1 protein-coding gene is annotated in these 625 nt (G+C 62.1%); it reads right to left on the bottom strand.

What is annotated here, in order from left to right:
• On the bottom strand, positions 1–625 hold a 625-nt coding region (locus JF66_RS23940), incomplete at both ends, for a hypothetical protein (protein WP_035880621.1).

Below are 625 nucleotides of genomic sequence, written 5' to 3'. Positions count from 1 at the left end.
GTCGATGTAGAACCCGCCGAGCCATCCCGAAACCGTGGTGGCATCGGGCCCGGCGACGCACCTCGTCCCTATCGCCGCCGAGACCTGAGCAACCAATTTTCGTCGCTCGGCAGGCGGCATCAGCACAACCTGATGAATCTCCGTGATGCCCTGATCGAGGAGCGCGGATATCAGCTCATGTTCGAAGGACCCAAAATTCAGGCCCTGCTCCCCGACAGCCTCACAAAAAGTCGCGGCCCGCAACAGGACAGTGAGTTCAAGAGCACCCACAGCCAGATAGTCGGCCAAAGCGGCTCCGGGCGAGCCCGCCCCGACGATCGGAGCAGTCTGAGCCGCAACGAGCTGAGCCGGCGTAGCGATGCCGAGACGCGAGAGCTTTGTCTTAAAGGGCAGAAACGGCGGCACATCACGCCATGTTGCGGCGGGCTCCATGCCCACGAACTCCGCAAATTTCGCGCTCGAGTGAAGAGGCAGCAGGGAGGGATCTTTGACGGCCCAGGTCTTGAGATCGGGCAGCACGAGCGCGTCCTCCAGAAGGCGCACGCTCTTCTCAACCGATCCGGACTCGGATTGCGCGTAATAGCAGGCCAGGGCGTACTTCACGTGAGGGTCGGCGTTCTTGTTC

It is taken from the genome of Cryobacterium sp. MLB-32 (genome assembly GCF_000738085.1).
In the GTDB taxonomy this organism is placed as follows: Bacteria; Actinomycetota; Actinomycetes; order Actinomycetales; family Microbacteriaceae; genus Cryobacterium.
The sequence above is the reverse complement of the archived record's forward strand: the minus strand, read 5'-3'. Positions and strand labels throughout refer to the sequence as shown.